Origin of the sequence: Sphaerisporangium rubeum, from assembly GCF_014207705.1 — a bacterium.
GTDB classification, from domain to species: Bacteria; Actinomycetota; Actinomycetes; order Streptosporangiales; family Streptosporangiaceae; genus Sphaerisporangium; species Sphaerisporangium rubeum.
Window position 1 is genome coordinate 7,275,416 of sequence record NZ_JACHIU010000001.1, and the last position, 16,400, is coordinate 7,291,815.

A 16,400-nucleotide genomic window follows, 5' to 3' on the forward strand; every position below is an offset into this window, starting at 1 on the left:
CCCTTGCTACCGCCGCCACAGGCGCGTGCGGCGGTTCCAGACGATGTAGGACAGGCCGAACAGGACCATGGCGTAGAGCGCACCGAGGCCGAGGAACCGGGTGACGTCGGCGCCGGGGACGAACGCGGCCGACTTCAGCGCCTCGATGCCGGGCCAGTACGGCAGGAAGCGCTCGGCGTCGGCGCCGGCCCGGCCGAGGGCCATCTGCACCCCGGCCGCCGCGACGAGCAGCATGGACGCCTCGAACTCGCGCGGGACCAGCAGCCCGACGAGCGTGCCGAGCGCGACGCCGACCAGGCCGACGAGCAGCAGTGCGGCCCCGGCGAGCGCCACGGACCTGAGGGTGACGAGCGGCACGAAGATCACCATGAAGACGGCCGTCGACACGGCCGTGATGATGAGCAGGACGTACAGGCGGGCGCTGAGCAGGTGGTGCGCTCGGTAGCCGACCAGCCGGAGCCTGCGCAGCGCGGTCATGCCCGGCCGCACGACCGTCATGGCGGCGAACGAGGCGGTCACACTGATGCCCAGCACCGCCAGGTAGAGCGCCTTGAAGTCCCGGTCCAGCACCTGGGCGACCGTCTGCGCGGCCCCGTCGTACACCTTGGCGGGCACGACGGTGACCGCGTCGCTGGTCAGGTAGCTGACCAGGAAGTAGGACGCGGGCATGAAGATCATGAACAGCATGGAGGGCCAGCGGCGGAGCAGTTCCAGCACCGACATGCGGGTGGCGGTCCTGGTGGCCCGGTACGGGCGCGTGTCGCGCACCGTGTCGGAAGCAGCGGATTCGAGCCGCACGGTCATCGTTCCTCCCGGGTCAGATCAGGACGTCCCCGGCGCGGCGGCCACTGGCGGTGACCTGACCTGCGGCGAGGTCGAGCATGGCGTCGAAGCGGGCGAGCTCGGTGTGCATGTGGCTGACCACGATCACCGACCCGCCCTCGGTGCGGAACCGCTCGGTGTAAGCCCAGAAATGCTGGTAGGTCTCGTAGTCGAAGCCCTGGTAGGGCTCGTCGAGGACCAGCAGGTCGGGCTGGTGCAGGAGGGCAGCGATCAGGTTGACCTTCTGCCGGGTCCCGCCGGACAGCCGGTCCACCCGCGTCGTCTCGTACTTCGCGCACCCGAACTCGTTCATCAGCTCGCGGGACCGGTCGGCGACGCGGCCGGGCGTCAGCCCGTACCCTGCGCCGAACAGCTGGAACTGCTCCTTCAGCGTCAGGCTCTCGATAAGGGAGGGGTCCTGCGGGCAGTAGCCGACGCGGCCGTCCAGCATGATCTGGCCGGCGTCCGGCTTGAGCAGCCCGACCAGGCACTTCAGCAGGGTGGACTTGCCCGCGCCGTTCTCTCCCTGGATGCCGACGAGCATGCCCCGGGGCACGGTGAAGCTGACGTCTTCCAGGACCCGGCGGCGCCGGTAGCGCTTCGCCAGTCCGCGGACGGTGATCATGATTGTCCTTCCGTCGTCAGGAGTGTCCTTGCCATCTCGATCACCGCGCGCTCGTCCAGCGGCGCGGCGGTACGCCTTTCCCGCCTTTCCTTGACGGTCGCCAGCAGGGCCGCCATCTGCCCCTCCTCCAGCCCGACCGCGTGGGAGTCCAGCACCTGGCGCAGCGCGCTGCGCCCGGAGTGCTTGCCGAAGACGAAGCTGCGCTCGCGTCCCAGCAGCTCCGGCGGGTACGGCTCGTAGGTGCCGGGGTCGCGCGCGATCCCGTCCACATGCAGGCCGCTCTCGTGGACGAACGCGTACCCGCCCACGACCGGCTTGCCGGCCGGCACGAGGTGTCCGGTGAGCGTCGCCACGTGGTGGGCGAGCGGGGTGAGCGCGGTGAGGTCCAGGCCGGTCCGGTGCCCGAACGCGACCTCCAGGGTCATCACCACCTCTTCCAGCGAAGCGTTGCCGGCTCGCTCCCCGACGCCGAGCACCGAGCACTGCACCCCGGAGGCGCCGGCGAGCAGCCCGGCGACGGAGTTGGCGGTGGCCAGGCCGAGGTCGTTGTGGCAGTGGACGGCGATCGGCAGCGGGCAGGCCGCGGCGACGTGCCGTACCAGGGCGGCCATCCGCCAGGGTGTGGCCACGCCGGCCGTGTCGGCCAGGCCGATCGCATCCGCTCCGGCCTCGGCCGCCGCGAGGTAGACCTGCACGAGGAAGGCCGGGTCGGTGCGGGTGGCGTCCTCGGCGGCGAAGACCACGTTGCGGCCGGACTGCTTGGCCAGGGCCACCGCGTCCCGGATCCCGGCCACGAGCCGCTCGGGGGTGGTGCGGAGCTTGGCCCGTACGTGCGCCTCGGAGGTGCCGGTGAACAGCGCGATGCTGTGCGCGCCGGACTCGACCGCCGCCTCGATGTCGGCCGGGAGCGGCCGGGCGATCACCTGGACGGCCGCGTCGAGCCCGGCGTCCACGATCGCCCGGACGGCGTGCGCCTCCTCGGCCGAGACGGCCGGGTATCCGGCCTCGATGAGCGGCACACCCAGGGCGGCCAGCCGACGGGCCAGCTCGACCTTTTCCTCCGGCGCGAACGCCACCCCCGGCATCTGCTCGCCGTCCCGCAGCGTGGTGTCGCTGATGACCACCATGGGCGGCAGTGCGCCAGGGCCCGCCTCGGAGAACGGCTCGGGCTCGCGCACCTCCACCGGCGTGACGGCGCCGGCGTCCGTCCGCCGGAACTCGTTGAACAGCTGGTTGATGTGGAGCATGTCGCGGGCGGAGGCGTTCATCTTGATCGCCCCGGTGAGGTAGGCCCGGCGCGGGTTCGTCCGGCCGAGGAGGAAGATGTCGCGGAACGTCCCCGCCGTCGTGGAGATGGTGACCGGGGGCCTGGCGCCGGTGACCACGGGTGCGGGCATGGTTCCCGCGTCGTCCCCGTCGCACGGGACGCGGAGGATGGCGCCGTGCTCGGCGAGCAGGGTCATCCGCAGGTCGAGGTCGGTGACCTCGACGTCGATCCGCCGCTCCCAGCCGTCCAGCGCGGTGAGCCGCCGCCCCTCCAGCGCGACCAGCCGCGCGTCCACGTAGCTCAGCACGTCGTGACGGGAACCGGGCGAAGGCGAGTGGTCACCGCGGGGGTCGCCGGAACCGAATTCGTACCGCTCGCGCATGGCGTGCTGGGCGGCCCAGGTGACCGCGAGGGACACGAAGGTGACCGGCAGCGCGAATGCCGGGCCCGTGCCCAGTGCGACGAAGGCCCCGGCCAGGATCGTGCGCTCCAGCACCAGCACGCCGTGCGCGCGCAGCGCACGCCCCGGGTCGATGCCCCGGTACAGCAGGGTGATCGCGGCCGCCGCCAGCGCACAGGCCACGGCGAGCAGCGGCCAGAACGCCGCCGTGCCGGGAGTCCGGGGCAGGACGGCGGGCGCCGCCACGGCCAGGAGTGCCCAGCACCCGGCGAGGACGGTCACTACGGCGAGGGCCACCCGCGGCCCGCGCCGTACCGGGAGGGTGTGGTAGCCGCCCTCGCGGTCCCCGTCGATGTCGCGGAGCGTGCCGACGAGGTTGGACGCCGCGTCCTGCAGGCAGAACACGACCGCCGCCGCCAGCAGCGCCGGATGCGGCAGGGGCGCGGCGAACATGGCGCCGACCAGGAAGGCCAGCGGTGTGATCGCCCCGCGCACCAGGTTCCCCGACAGCCCGCGCGCCTTGAAGACCTTGCTGTAGGCGATGCCCATGGCCAGGGCGGCCGCGGCCAGCAGGGAGGTCCGCCAGTTGAGCACCAGCGCCAGGACCGCGCCGAGCACCACACAGACGATCATGCAGGTCAGCGCGGTGCCGGCGCGCATGCGGCCGGACGGAATGGGCCGGTGCGGCTTGGCGGCCGCGTCGAGCTTCCGGTCGAAGTAGTCGCCGCCGTAGAGCCCGGCCAGCCAGCCCAGCGTGGGCACCGCCCAGGCGGCGGCCAGCCGTGCCGGACCGGGGTCGCCCGCCAGCACGGCTCCCGCGAGACCGACCAGCCCTGGATAGCAGAGCGTGTACGGCCGCCAGGTCTCCAGGTGCGCCCTCAGCATTACCGGTCCCGGTCGACGGCGAGGGTGGCGAGGCGGGCCAGCCGGGTGCGGCTCGGGCTCGGCGGCAGCACGGCGAGGTCGTCGTGGGCCGCCTCGGCGTTCCGCCAGGCCATCGCCCGGGACGCGGGAACCGCCTGAGTACGCTCGATGATCTCGCCCATCGTCGTGTAGGCGTCCTCGACGGCGACCGCGCCGGCCATGATGTCCTCGATGCGGGCGCGGTCGGCGGCGTCCGCACTCTGGTAGGCGAGGATGACCGGAAGGGTCAGGCGGCGGTTGCGCACGTCGCTGGCCGCGGCCTTGCCGGTGGTCGCGGCGTCGCTGGTGTAGGCCAGCAGGTCGTCGTGGATCTGGAAGGCCGTGCCCAGGTGATCGCCGTACCGGGCGAGCGCGCCGATCCACTCCCTCGTGCCCTGCCCGAGGATCGCCCCGCTCTCGCAGGAGGCCCGGAACAGGGCGGCGGTCTTGAGCCGGATCATCGTCAGGTAGGTGTCCACGCTGCAGGAGACGTCGCCCCGCAGCTCCGACTCAAGGCTCTGCCCCCGGCACAGGTCGTACCCGGCCCGCGCGACCACGTCCAGCGCGGCGACGATGCGGTCCTCGGGGACGCCGGTGCGCCGGCAGTCGGCCAGGCACTGGAAGAGGAAGAAGATGAGCGCGTCGCCGGCCACGATCGCCTGGTCCATGCCGTAGGCGCTGTGGACGGCGGGGCGGCCGCGGCGGGTCTCGTCCCCGTCGATGATGTCGTCGTGGACGAGACTGGCCACGTGGCCGCACTCGGTGCCGACCGCGGCGGGCAGCACGCTGGCGACCCGTCCTCCGACGGCGACGGCGGAGTCCAGCAGCAGGACCGGGCGCATCAGCTTGCCGCCGGGTGCGAGCGCGTGGCGGCACACGGCGTCCAGGATCCGATCCCCGCTCAGCCAGCGCCGCTCGAACTCCTCGTTGAGGAGGGCGGCGTAGCCATCTGGCAAGGAACTGTCATTGACATCCCCGGTGGGATGGAGAACCGCTATTCCGGATGGCTGATCACTGTCATATGCGAAATGCGATTCAGCTGCTATTTCCGCGCCATGTAAGGCGTCCATGACAGGCCTCCATTCGTGTGGATTCCGGGTCAAAATACCCTTCTTTTCACGAGCGCTGTCAAGCGCTAAATTCCCGGAACACGGGGATATGCGAGGCAAAACGAAGGAGGACCCCATGGCTGGTGAGACCTGCCCGTATCCTTTTCTGAAGGCCGACCCCATGGCGATGCCCGAGGAGTTCGCCTGGCTGCGCGACCACGACCCGGTGTGCCCGGTGACGCTGCCCAGCGGCGACCGGGCCTGGCTGGTCACGCGCTACAGGGACGTCAAGGTCGTCCTGTCCGACACCCGGTTCAGCCGTGACCTCAACCGGCCGGACGCGGCCCGGATGAACACCGCGATCGGCTTCGGCAACTACGGCAACCCGTTCGCCGACCCGCCGGTCCACACCCGCTGGCGGGGTCTGGTGGCCAAGGCGTTCACCCCGCGCCAGGTGGAGCGGCTGCGTCCCCGCGTCCGTCAGATCGTGGAGGAGCTGGTGGACCGGCTCATCGCGACCGGCCCGCCCGCGGACATCATGGAGGGCCTGGCCTTCCCGCTGCCGATCACGGTGCTCTGCGAGATGATCGGGGTGCCGGTGGAGGACCAGGCGCGCTTCCGCGACTGGGTGCACGACATGCTGTCCAGCGAACTCACCTCGGACGAACGCGCCCTGGCCGCGGTGACGCTGATCGAGTACTCCAAGGCGCTCACCGACACCAGGCGCCGCGAGCCGGCCGACGACCTGCTGAGCCGGCTCATCCAGGTGCGGGACGAGGACGACGGCAGGCTCGACGACGACGAGCTGTTCATCACGATGATGACGCTGCTGGTCGCGGGCTACAAGACGACCGCCGCACAGCTCGGCAAGGGCCTGCTCACGCTGTTCCGGTACCCCGACCAGCTCACCGCGCTGGTCGAAGACCCCTCGCTGATCGACTCGGCCGTCGAGGAGCTGCTGCGGTACTCCCCACCCGGCGCCGGGGTCGGCATCACCCGCTACGCCACCGAGGACCTCGATGTCGGCGGCGTGGTGATCCCCAAGGGCTCGACCGTGATCGTGGCCCGGCACTCCGGCAACCGGGACGAGGAGCACTTCCCCGACGGGGAGACGTTCGACGTGCGGCGGCCCACGTCCAACCAGCACCTGACCTTCGGCGCCGGCCCGGCCTTCTGCTTCGGCGCCCCCCTGGCCCGGATGGAGATGGCGATCGCCCTGGAGGTCCTGCTGCGCCGGGCGCCGCGGCTGCGCCTGGCCGTGCTTGAGGACGAGGTGCCGTGGACCAGCGACACCGCCGCGCAGGCCCCCGAGGCCGTCGTGGTCGCCTGGGAGCCGGAAATGGCAATCATCGGTCACGCCTGATCCTCCCGGCCTGCCGACAGAAAAGAACGACCACCGAGTGGCTGGAGAGCCATGGCCGAAAAGAAGGTGATCCTCGCCGAGCCGCGCGGTTTCTGCGCCGGAGTGCGGCGGGCGATCTCGATGGTTGAACAAGCGCTGGACCACTACGGGCCGCCTGTCTACGTGCGCAAGGAAATCGTCCACAACCACCACGTCATCCGCGCGCTGGAAAAGCGGGGCGCGGTGTTCACCTCAACGGAGGAGGAGGTTCCCGAGGGGGCTGTGTGCGTTTTCTCCGCGCACGGCGTCTCACCCGCCGTGCGCGGCAACGCGGCCGCGCGGGAACTGCAAGTGCTGGACGCCACCTGTCCGCTGGTGTCCAAGGTCCACCAGGAGGCCCGGCGCTTCGCCCGGGACGGCCGGACGATCCTGCTGATCGGGCACTCCGACCACGAGGAGGTGGAAGGCACCTACGGCGAGGCGCCGGCCAGCACGATCGTCGTGGAGTCGGTCCAGGACGCCGAGGAACTGGAACTTCCGCCGGACGCCTCCCCCGTCTACCTCACGCAGACCACGCTGTCCCTGGACGAGACCGCCGACATCGTCGGCACGCTCCGCGACCGCTTCCCCGCGCTGGCCGGGCCGGCGAGCGAGGACATCTGCTACGCCAGCCAGAACAGGCAGAACGCGGTCAAGAAGATCGCGGCCCACGCCGAGCTGGTGCTGGTCCTCGGCTCGGCCAACTCCAGCAACTCCGTCCGCATGGTCGAGGTCGCGCGCGGCGCGGGGGCCGACGCGCACCTCCTTCCGAACGTCGAGGACCTCGACCCGGCGTGGCTCACCGGCGTCACCTCGGTCGGCGTCAGCGCCGGCGCGAGCACCCCCGAGTTCCTCGTCGACCGTCTGGTCGACCGGCTCGTCGAGCACGGCTACGACGGGCTGGAGATCGAACACGCCGCCACGGAGAACATCACCTTCACGTTCCGTCCCGCCTGGCACACCGAGGAAGCGAACATCGAGGAAGGCGCACACGCATGATCGAACGCATCCGCAGCCCGCTCGACGTGCGGGCCATGCCGCCCGAGGACCTGCCCACCCTCGCCGGCGAGATCCGCGACTTCCTGGTGGACCGGGTGTGCCGCAGCGGCGGCCACCTGGGGCCGAACCTGGGCGTGGTCGAGCTGTCGATCGCGCTCCACCGGGTGTTCGACTCGCCCGCGGAGCCGATCATGTGGGACACCGGCCACCAGGCGTACGTGCACAAGCTGCTCACCGGCCGTGCCGCGGGCTTCGACCGGCTGCGCCGGCGCGGCGGCCTGTCCGGGTACCCGTCCCAGGCGGAGTCCGAGCACGACGTGATCGAGAACTCACACGCCTCGACCGCGCTCTCCTACGCCGACGGGATCGCCAAGGCCGCCCGCGTGTCCGGCAGACAGCCTCGGCCGGTGGTGGCCGTGGTCGGCGACGGGGCGCTGACCGGCGGCATGGCCTGGGAGGCGCTGAACAACATCGCCGCGTCCCGGCTGCCGGTGGTCGTCGTGCTCAACGACAACGGGCGGTCGTACGCGCTCACGATCGGCGGGCTGGCCGACCACCTGTCCGCCTTGCGCGGCGGTCGGGCTCATCGCAGCCTCTTCGAGGAGCTCGGCATCCGCTATCTCGGCCCGGTCGACGGGCACGACATCGCGGCGGTGGAGTCGGCGCTGCGCACGGCCCGGGAGAGCGGCGGGCCGGTCGTGGTGCACTGCCTCACCACCAAGGGCCGCGGCTACGGCCACGCCGAACGCCACGAGCTGGACCGGCACCACGCGGTCCCGGTCACCGATCCCGCCACCGGCCGGCAGGCCGCACAGCGCCGCAGGTCGTGGACGGACGTGTTCGCCGACGAGATCGTGCGCATCGGGGCCGAGCGGCCGGACGTGGTGGCCGTCTCCGCCGCGATGGTGGAGCCCGCCGGGCTCCACCCGTTCCAGCAACGCTTCCCCGAGCGGCTGTTCGACGTCGGGATCGCCGAGCAGCACGCGGTGACCTCGGCCGCCGGTCTGGCCCTCGGCGGTCTGCACCCGGTGGTCTGCGTCTACTCCACCTTCCTCACCCGGGCCCTGGACCAGGTGCTCATGGACGTCGCGCTGCACCGCTGCCCGGTCACGTTCGTCCTCGACCGGGCCGGGGTCACCGGCGACGACGGGCCCTCGCACAACGGCATGTGGGATCTGTCGATCCTGAACGTCGTGCCTGGCCTGGCGATGGCCGCGCCGCGCGACGGCCGGACGCTGCGGGCGGCGCTCCGTGAGGCGGTCGCGATCGACGACGGCCCGACCGCGATCCGCTACCCCAAGGGCGCGGTGGGACCCGACCTGCCGGCCGTCGACACGGTCAACGGCGTGGACATCCTGCACCGCGACACCGACCCGGACGTGCTGCTCGTCTCGGTCGGCGCGATGGCGGACACCTGCGTACGCGCGGCCCGGCTGCTCTCCGAGCACGGGATCGCGACGACGGTGGCCGACCCCCGCTGGATCAAGCCGGTCAACCCCGCGCTCACCGGGCTCGCCGCCGGCCACACCCTCGTGGTCACGGTCGAGGACTGCGGCCGGTCCGGCGGCTTCGGCAGCGCGCTCACGCTGGCCCTGCGCGACGCCGGCGTCACCGTCCCGATCCACTGCATCGGCCTGCCGCAGCGCTTCCTCGACCAGGGCCTGCGAGCGGAGGTCCTGGAGGAGTGCGGCCTGACCCCGCAGCAAATCGTACGGAACGTGGCCGGGACCATGACCCGTCTCGGCACCCGGAACCATCCCGAGCTGGAGCCGATAGGGGTCCTGGCGGCCGCGACGATGAGGGAGACACTTTCGTGAGTGCGACGATGCTGGGCATGCCGGCCGTCCGGACGACTCCGATCGCGCCGCGGCGACGCTCGCGTCAGATCATGGTGGGGACGGTGCCGGTGGGAGGCGAGGCCGCGGTCTCGGTGCAGTCGATGACCACGACGCTCACCGCCGACGTCAACGCCACGTTGCAGCAGATCGCGCAGCTCACCGCGTCCGGGTGCCAGATCGTGCGGGTGGCGGTGCCCTCGCAGGACGACGCGGACGCGCTGCCGGTCATCGCCCGCAAGTCCCGCATCCCGGTGATCGCCGACATCCACTTCCAGCCGAAGTACGTGTTCGCGGCGATCGAGGCGGGGTGCGCGGCCGTCCGGGTGAACCCCGGAAACATCAAGAAGTTCGACGACAAGGTGGGCGAGATCGCGCGTGCGGCCTCCGACCACGGGGTGCCCATCCGCATCGGCGTCAACGCCGGCTCGCTGGACCCGCGGCTGCTCGCCAAGTACGGCAAGGCCACCCCCGAGGCGCTGGTGGAGTCGGCGCTGTGGGAGTGCTCGCTGTTCGAGGAGCACGGCTTCCGCGATATCAAGATCTCGGTCAAGCACCACGACCCCGTGGTCATGGTGCAGGCCTACCGGTTGCTGGCGAAGCGGTGCGACTATCCGCTGCACCTTGGCGTCACCGAGGCCGGACCGGCGTTCCAGGGCACGGTCAAGTCGGCGGTGGCCTTCGGCGCGCTGCTGGCCGAGGGCATCGGGGACACCATCCGGGTGTCGCTGTCGGCGCCGCCCGTGGAGGAGGTCAAGGTCGGCGTCGCCGTCCTGGAGTCGCTCGGCCTGCGGGAGCGCGGCCTGGAGATCGTGTCCTGCCCGTCCTGCGGGCGGGCCCAGGTGGACGTGTACACGCTCGCCGAGCAGGTGCAGGCCGGGCTGGACGGGCTGAAGGTGCCGCTCCGGGTCGCGGTGATGGGGTGCGTGGTCAACGGCCCCGGCGAGGCGCGCGAGGCGGACCTCGGCGTCGCGTCCGGCAACGGCAAGGGGCAGATCTTCGTCAAGGGCGAGGTCGTCAAGACCGTCCCCGAATCGCGGATCGTCGAGACGCTGATCGAGGAGGCCCTGCGCCTGGCCGAGGAGATGGGCGTCGAGGTGGATCTCGACGACGACGATGCTCCGAGGCCTGCCGTCACCGTCCACTGAACCTTTTCAACCGGTCCTCGTAGGCTCCGGCGCACACAGGACGAAGATCACTGCTCGGGTGTCACCCTCGACTGACCTCCCGCATCTCCCGTACGCCGCCTTGGGTGATCATGCTCGCCACGTGTACGCGGGACGAGCACCGCATCTTGCGCATCACATTGCGGACATGGTTCACGGCGGTCCACTCGGCGATCCCCAGCCGCCGGGCGATCTGACGGTTGGTGAGCCCCTGGGCGACCAGCACGGCCACCTGGTGTTCCCGGCGGGTCAGCCCCGACTCCGGCTCACCTGGACTTCCGGCGACCGGGACCGGGACGGGTACGGGGCCGGGCGGGGCGGCCGCCTCCGGCTCGCCCGTCCCGGCCGGTTCCTGAAGGACGTACAGCCTGATGGTGTTGAGCAGCGAGAAGCAGGGCTCGTCGTCCGGCCCGCCGGCCACGGTGATCAGGTTCCGCTCGGCGAGCCTCTGCAACGCGTCGTGCAGGGCGCCGCCGTCGAGGTCGCTCACGGCTTCGGCGGCGGCCATGTCGAATCCGGCGGTCAGGACCGCCAGCCGGCGCAGGAGGTCACGCTCGTGCTCGGTGAGACGTCCATGGCTCCACGCGATGGCCGCCTTCATGCTGCGGTGGTGCGACAGCGTGTGCGGCGCGCCGCCGTACAGGATGTCCAGGCCGGTTCGCAGCCGGTTCCGCAGCGCCCGCAGCTGGAAGAGCCGCAGGCGCGCGGCGGCGAACTCTATGGCGAGTGGCAGCCCGTCGAGGCCGTTGGAGAGCTCGGTGATGACCTCGCGGTTGTCGCCGGTGAGCACGACGTCCGGCCTGGTGGCCGTGACGCGTTCCAGGAGCAGCCGCACCGAGGCGATCCGCCCGAGCTCCGCCAGTTCGGCCGGGGGCCGGGAACCGGGCACCGCAAGTGGCTGCACAGGGAACAGGCGCTCCCCGTACACACGCAACGGCTCACGACAGGCGAGCACCACCCGAAGGTCCGGATGCGCGGCCAGCGACTTCGTGACGACCCGCGCGATCTCCTCCAGCACGGGCTCGGCATGGTCGATGAGCACCAGTGGACCTTTTTCGACCGGTCGCTCCCGCTCCTGGCCGCACATCGGCTCGCCGCCGGATGGAAACAGGTTCAGTGTCGCGTGGTCGCGCTCCGCCGGTCGTGACTCGGTCAGCCCGCCCACGCACAAGGAGGCGGAATCGGCGGTTAATTGGACGCCATGTCCGATGCGTGCGGCGAAATCGAGGAAACGTACGCCTTCCCCGAACTCGGCGACCAGTTCGGGGTAGAGCGCGGTCAGGAGGCGGCTCTTACCGACTCCGGGCGGTCCGGTTATCGTCAGCAGCCGTAGGGCGGGGTTTCGCAAGGCCCCGCGGAGCGCGTCGAGCTCGATGTCACGACCGATGACGGTCCCCAGAGCGGGATTCACCACTGAGTCTTCTTCGGGTTTTAGGGCTTCGGGACTACGCATTGCATCCCCCAGGGTCAATCATGAGCCTTACTCAAATCTGCACCCCCTGGTAAGGCGCCCCGGCGAGCCAGCCCCGAAGCGCGGGAACGAGCCGGACGACCCGCCCGCAGATACGCCAGGCCATTTCTTCGACGGACTCGTCCTGTGGGGCGCAGATGAAAAGCACGATGTCGATCCGGTCGGGGGCCGTTCGCACCCTGAGGTGCTCCAGCCCCTCGTCCTGCCTGGTGTGGGCCCAGACGAGATCGGTGAACGCGGCGGACGACAGGGACCAGCGTTCACTGACCTCGCCTCTACACAGGTCCATTCTTATGACCTGCACGAACGTCAGCCCCAGGAGAATCCCTGATTGACGTTGGTGCTGCCGGCGGAGGGCACGGCGGCCGAGGCGCCGGCGGCGCCGGCGACGAGTGCGTGGGCGGCGAACAGGACGACGAGGATCGAAGCGGACGCGGCGAGTTTCGCGAACATTCAGTGGCCCCTTTCCTTTTCTGTAACACTTGTTTTACCGCGCGGAATGTGTTTCTGTTTCTGATTCGCCAGCCTCGCCCACCGAGTCGGCCGTGTCACTACGGGCCGGGAGGCCACCTCTGCACGTGGCATGAAGGTGCCAAGGTGGTCGATATTTCCGGTTATGTCTTGAAACGACCCTGACCGCCAGCCGTAAAATCGGTGCAACAGGTGAAGCCAGGGGGCGTGGGGGACAAGGGATGCTCGATCCACGTGCGCTGGATCCCTCTACCGCAGATGTCTACCGGGCACTGCTCCAGCATCCCGAATGGGGCATAGGGGACATCGCTCGGCATCTCTCAGTGCCGGAGGAGCGAGTACGGGAAGCATTCGACCTGCTGGCCGACATGGCCCTGCTCCGCCCCTCCCGAAATCACCCGACATTGTTCCGGCCGGTGAGGCCGGAGGTCGGCCTGGCGTCCCTACTGGCGCAGACCGAGGCGGAACTGCAGCGCAGGCAGCAGCAGATCGTCGACACCCGGGCGGCCATCGCGGCCATCGCCATGGAGTACGACGCGATCCACGACCGCGAGCGCGGGTCGTTCGAGCGCCTGGAAGGGCTGGAGCAGGTCCGCTCCCGGCTGGAGGAACTCGCCTACGCGGCCCAGGACGAGTGCATGTCCTTCATGCCCGGCGGGGCTCAGACGCAGGAGGCGATGGAGGCCAGCGAGCCGCTCGACCGGCAGGCGCTCGAACGCGGGGTGCGCATCCGCACCATCTACCAGGACAGCTTCCGCAACGACGCCGACACCCTCCGGTACGCCCAGTGGCTGGCCGGACTCGGCGGCCAGACCCGCTCCAGCCCGACGTTGCCGATGTCGCTGCTCATTGTCGACCGCTCCGTGGCCATGGTCCCGCTGAACCCGCGCGATCCCCGTCTTGGCGCGATGGAAGTCAGCGCCGACGGGATCGTCACGGCGCTGTGCGCGCTGTTCGAGCAGGTCTGGGCGGTCGCCGTGCCTTTCGGGGAGGCTCGGGTCGACGAGCACGGCCTGTCGCCGTTCGAGCACGAACTGCTGCTCATGCTCCTGGACGGGCAGACCGACGAGGGCGCGGCGCGCCGGCTCGGGGTGTCGCTGCGTACGGTGCGGCGCACGATGTCCACACTCATGGCCCGCCTCGACGCACGCAGCCGCTTCCAGGCCGGCGCCCGCGCCGTCCAACGCGGCTGGATCTGAGCGGCGGCCCCTCGAACCGGCCGTTGACGGCCCGGTCCATCGAGGCGGGGACTGCGCTGGAGGTCGGCGAAGTCCTGAGCGCGTCGGCCAGGATCGTCCTCGATTGACGATGATCAGCGGTTGGCCGGACTCACAGAGGCGCTCGACTGTCATTGGAGATCAAAAACGCCCCGTAGCACGGATGCTCGGGGCGTTTTGGCTGTTCATATGATGTGGTCAGGGGCGGGGTCGAACCGCCGACCTTCCGCTTTTCAGGCGGACGCTCGTACCGACTGAGCTACCTGACCTCGGTGGTGACGGGCACCTACCAGAGCGGTCCTGACGGGACTTGAACCCGCGACCTCCACCTTGACAGGGTGGCGAGCACTCCAAACTGCTCTACAGGACCTTGTCTTGCTTTGCCGGGGGTTGGTTCCCGGTTGCGCTCGCTTAGCTTACCAGTTCGGCGGAGGTCGGTGACCTCCGGTCGTTCCGGTGAGCGGTTGGCTCACGCGTGCCCCCAACGGGATTCGAACCCGTGCCGCCGCCTTGAAAGGGCGGTGTCCTAGGCCGCTAGACGATGGGGGCTCAGGGCTTTCGCTCTGGTTCCGTGACGCCGTCCGTCGGGGACCTCTGAAGCATAGGGGACCATGGGGCCCTATGCCAAAGCGGTCATCTTCTGACCGGCGTGGCGGTTGGGGTGGGCTCCTCCCCCGATGGGGTCGGGATGGAAGACCGCTCCGGAAGAATTGTACGGCCAGGGTCGCTCTCCAGGTGACGCTGTATCTGAACCCACTGCTCGCCGAGGCCGCCGAGGGTGATGTCGTCCCAGGCCTGGAGGCGTTGCGTCTTGCGGTCGATGTACAGAACAGAGGCCTGGATGGGGGTGGGTTCGTCATGTTCCAGGCCGCGCAGGCCGGCGGAGCCGGTGGAGCCCTGGATCATCAGGCGGGTGCCGGAGCGCAGCATTTCGGTCGAGCGCGCATGGACGTGGCCCGAGAGGACCAAGGGGACGGCGCCGTCGAAGGCACGTCCGATGGTGGGGTCGTGTACGGCGACCACGTCGACCGGGAGCTTCGCCGCGGCGGCCTCGGTGCCGCTGGCCCTGGAGGCGGACGGTGAGGGCTTCTTGGTGGTCTTGGGGACGGCAGGGGGGACCAGGCGGGAGGCGTGGAAGGCGCCGAGGCGTTCGAGGGCCGCAGGGTCTGAGTCGACTTCTACGCTTTTGTCGGGGGTGAAGCGGGGGTCGCCGACGCCATAGATGCGAAGGCCCTCGACGTTCTTGGCGGCGCCGTCCAGGACGACGGCGTTCTTCTGGCGGGCGACGGCTCGCTCGGTGTCGGTCGAGTCGTGATTGCCGCGTACGTAGACGTACGGCACCTTCAGCTTGCCGATCTCTTCGACGAACTTGTTCTCGGCTTTGGTGCCGTGGTCTGCGATGTCACCGGTGTCGATGATCAAATTGATCTGGAACTGTTCCGTGAGCGAGCGGATGGTGCTCCAGGCCACCGGGTTGAGATGGATGTCCGAGACGTGCAGCACGCGCAAAGTGTTCGGGTCGGGCGAGTACACCGGCAGGGTGCTGCCCGCGTGATACAGCTGCGAGACGTTCGTGACGAGCTTGGCGAGCTGCGCCTGGTACTCGGAGAACCTGCTGACGATCGACTGTGCGCTGCCGATGAGCGACGGCACACCGGTGAGCAGACCGGTGTAGCGGGGCTCGGAGATGGAGGCGGGGTTGAACGTCGTCGCGGCCAGCGTTCCCGCCAGGAGCAGTCCGCACAGGCTGGTCAGGCCGGTCAGCAGAGCCTTGCGCCACGCGCGGAAGACGACGAGACCCACCACGAACGCGCCGGCCACGGCCCACACGACCGACCGGATGAGCAGCTCACGCAGCCCTGACTGCAGATCGGCCTCGATCAGGCCGGGGAGCGTCTCGGCCCACCGCGGGCTCTCCAGAAGTCTCTGCGCGACGTCGGTGTGGATGCCGTTCAGGTTGAGCTGGAGCTGTAACGGACCCTGGTGGGACTCGAAGCGCAGCGTGCCGAGCGGCCGGACGTCCAGGACGGTCTGTCCCCGCCACGAGGGCTGAAGGCTCATGCCGATCTCGGCCGGCCCGACCGCCGTGCTCACATGAGCGCCTATGGCCAGGCCCAGCCAGGCGCCGGCCACGGCCGCCACCCCGACGAGCAGGATGGACGTCGTACGTCGTACGGCGCGCCGTCCGGCGAATCGCCGCCCCGCGTCCCTCCACCGTGTGGCATTCATCGTTGGACTTGCTACCCGATTTCCCCGCACAATTCATAGCCGACACGAGTCAGCCGGGGTTCATGTCTTGGTAAAGCTTGCCGAGGTCGGCGCGGCGGACGGTGTGCGCGGACGGCGCGGCGCGGTGACACGATGTCAGGGTGATCGAGGTTTCGCGGGGAAGGTTCGAGGAGCTCGTGGCGGAGGCTCTGGACACCGTTCCGCCTGAACTGGCCCAAGTGATGGACAACGTCGTCGTGGTCGTCGTGGACGATCCACCCGAACCTGGCCTGCTCGGTCTCTACACGGGCATCCCGCTGACCGAGCGCGGAGACTGGTACTCCGGCGTGCTTCCGGATCGGATCGAGATCTACCGGAACCCCATCTGCGAGATGTGCCGCACCGAGGACGAGGTCGTGGAGGAGGTGAAGATCACTGTCGTGCACGAAATAGCACACCACTTCGGCATCGACGATGACCGCCTGCACGAACTGGGCTGGTAGCGCGGCGGCGACGCCTGCACCGCGCACTCGCCGGTGACGATCGCTGGCACCGGGCCGTAACTCTTTCCACCGGGTCGAACACC

Annotated in this window: 14 protein-coding genes and 3 tRNA genes; 6 read left to right on the forward strand and 11 right to left on the reverse strand. The window is 70.1% G+C overall.

From position 1 onward, the window contains the following. Positions 1–6: 6 nt before the first annotated feature. From BJ992_RS30880 to BJ992_RS30895, 4 genes are read right to left on the reverse strand one after another with little or no spacing between them, the layout of a single operon-like run. Positions 7–804, reverse strand: coding sequence for an ABC transporter permease (locus BJ992_RS30880; protein WP_184986992.1), 798 nt, complete (start codon positions 802–804; stop codon positions 7–9). Positions 805–817: 13 nt separating this feature from the next. After that, positions 818–1,447: an ABC transporter ATP-binding protein gene (locus BJ992_RS30885; RefSeq protein ID WP_184986994.1), complete on the reverse strand. Its 630-nt coding sequence runs from the start codon at positions 1,445–1,447 to the stop codon at positions 818–820. After that, complete coding sequence (locus BJ992_RS30890) at positions 1,444–3,999, reverse strand: UbiA family prenyltransferase (RefSeq protein WP_184986996.1); 2,556 nt, start codon at positions 3,997–3,999, stop codon at positions 1,444–1,446. Before BJ992_RS30890 ends, BJ992_RS30885 begins: the two co-directional genes overlap by 4 nt. Then, the gene (locus BJ992_RS30895) at positions 3,999–4,973 is read right to left on the reverse strand and encodes a polyprenyl synthetase family protein (RefSeq protein ID WP_184986998.1); all 975 of its coding nucleotides are present in this window, start codon (positions 4,971–4,973) and stop codon (positions 3,999–4,001) included. The genes BJ992_RS30890 and BJ992_RS30895 overlap by 1 nt, the downstream gene beginning before the upstream one ends. Positions 4,974–5,202: 229 nt before the next feature. On the opposite strand from BJ992_RS30895, the gene BJ992_RS30900 reads away from it, so the two are divergent. Genes BJ992_RS30900 through ispG form a run of 4 tightly spaced genes read left to right on the forward strand, consistent with a single transcriptional unit; the run spans position 5,203 to position 10,429 of the window. After that, positions 5,203–6,429 carry a cytochrome P450 gene (locus BJ992_RS30900; RefSeq protein ID WP_184987000.1) on the forward strand — a complete coding sequence of 409 codons (1,227 nt, stop codon included), beginning with the start codon at positions 5,203–5,205 and terminating at the stop codon, positions 6,427–6,429. 51 nt (positions 6,430–6,480) lie between these two features. Beyond that, positions 6,481–7,446 (forward strand): 4-hydroxy-3-methylbut-2-enyl diphosphate reductase, encoded by a 966-nt coding sequence (locus BJ992_RS30905; RefSeq protein ID WP_184987002.1) that lies wholly within the window; start codon positions 6,481–6,483, stop codon positions 7,444–7,446. Continuing rightward, the gene (locus BJ992_RS30910) at positions 7,443–9,263 is read left to right on the forward strand and encodes a 1-deoxy-D-xylulose-5-phosphate synthase (protein WP_184987004.1); all 1,821 of its coding nucleotides are present in this window, start codon (positions 7,443–7,445) and stop codon (positions 9,261–9,263) included. Before BJ992_RS30905 ends, BJ992_RS30910 begins: the two co-directional genes overlap by 4 nt. An 8-nt stretch (positions 9,264–9,271) precedes the next feature. Continuing rightward, the gene (gene ispG, locus BJ992_RS30915) at positions 9,272–10,429 is read left to right on the forward strand and encodes a flavodoxin-dependent (E)-4-hydroxy-3-methylbut-2-enyl-diphosphate synthase (protein ID WP_184989379.1); all 1,158 of its coding nucleotides are present in this window, start codon (positions 9,272–9,274) and stop codon (positions 10,427–10,429) included. A gap of 61 nt (positions 10,430–10,490) precedes the next feature. Here the strand turns inward: ispG and BJ992_RS34480 are convergent, their stop codons facing one another. The 3 genes from BJ992_RS34480 to BJ992_RS30930 all read right to left on the reverse strand — a co-directional run bounded on the left by BJ992_RS34480 (position 10,491) and on the right by BJ992_RS30930 (position 12,371). Then, entirely contained in the window at positions 10,491–11,858 is a 1,368-nt protein-coding gene (locus BJ992_RS34480; protein ID WP_184987005.1) for a LuxR C-terminal-related transcriptional regulator, read from the reverse strand. 73 nt (positions 11,859–11,931) lie between these two features. After that, complete coding sequence (locus BJ992_RS30925; protein ID WP_184987007.1) at positions 11,932–12,207, reverse strand: hypothetical protein; 276 nt, start codon at positions 12,205–12,207, stop codon at positions 11,932–11,934. 20 nt (positions 12,208–12,227) lie between these two features. Next, a complete protein-coding gene (locus BJ992_RS30930) occupies positions 12,228–12,371 on the reverse strand; it encodes a hypothetical protein (RefSeq protein ID WP_184987009.1) in 144 nt (47 codons plus the stop codon). 239 nt (positions 12,372–12,610) lie between these two features. Here BJ992_RS30930 and BJ992_RS30935 point away from each other — a divergent pair, with 239 nt between their 5' ends. After that, positions 12,611–13,588 (forward strand): helix-turn-helix transcriptional regulator, encoded by a 978-nt coding sequence (locus BJ992_RS30935; RefSeq protein ID WP_184987011.1) that lies wholly within the window; start codon positions 12,611–12,613, stop codon positions 13,586–13,588. A 213-nt stretch (positions 13,589–13,801) separates the two neighbouring features. Here the strand turns inward: BJ992_RS30935 and BJ992_RS30940 are convergent. The 4 genes from BJ992_RS30940 to BJ992_RS30955 form a co-directional block, all read right to left on the reverse strand. Beyond that, positions 13,802–13,875 (reverse strand) — tRNA-Phe (locus BJ992_RS30940). Positions 13,876–13,901: 26 nt separating this feature from the next. Then, positions 13,902–13,976: transfer RNA gene (locus tag BJ992_RS30945), tRNA-Asp, on the reverse strand. 106 nt (positions 13,977–14,082) lie between these two features. Further along, positions 14,083–14,155, reverse strand: a tRNA-Glu gene (locus BJ992_RS30950). 84 nt (positions 14,156–14,239) lie between these two features. Then, entirely contained in the window at positions 14,240–15,835 is a 1,596-nt protein-coding gene (locus BJ992_RS30955) for a metallophosphoesterase family protein (protein WP_184987013.1), read from the reverse strand. A gap of 140 nt (positions 15,836–15,975) precedes the next feature. Between BJ992_RS30955 and BJ992_RS30960 the strand changes: the two genes are divergently transcribed. Further along, entirely contained in the window at positions 15,976–16,317 is a 342-nt protein-coding gene (locus BJ992_RS30960; protein WP_184987015.1) for a metallopeptidase family protein, read from the forward strand. Positions 16,318–16,400: the final 83 nt, after the last annotated feature.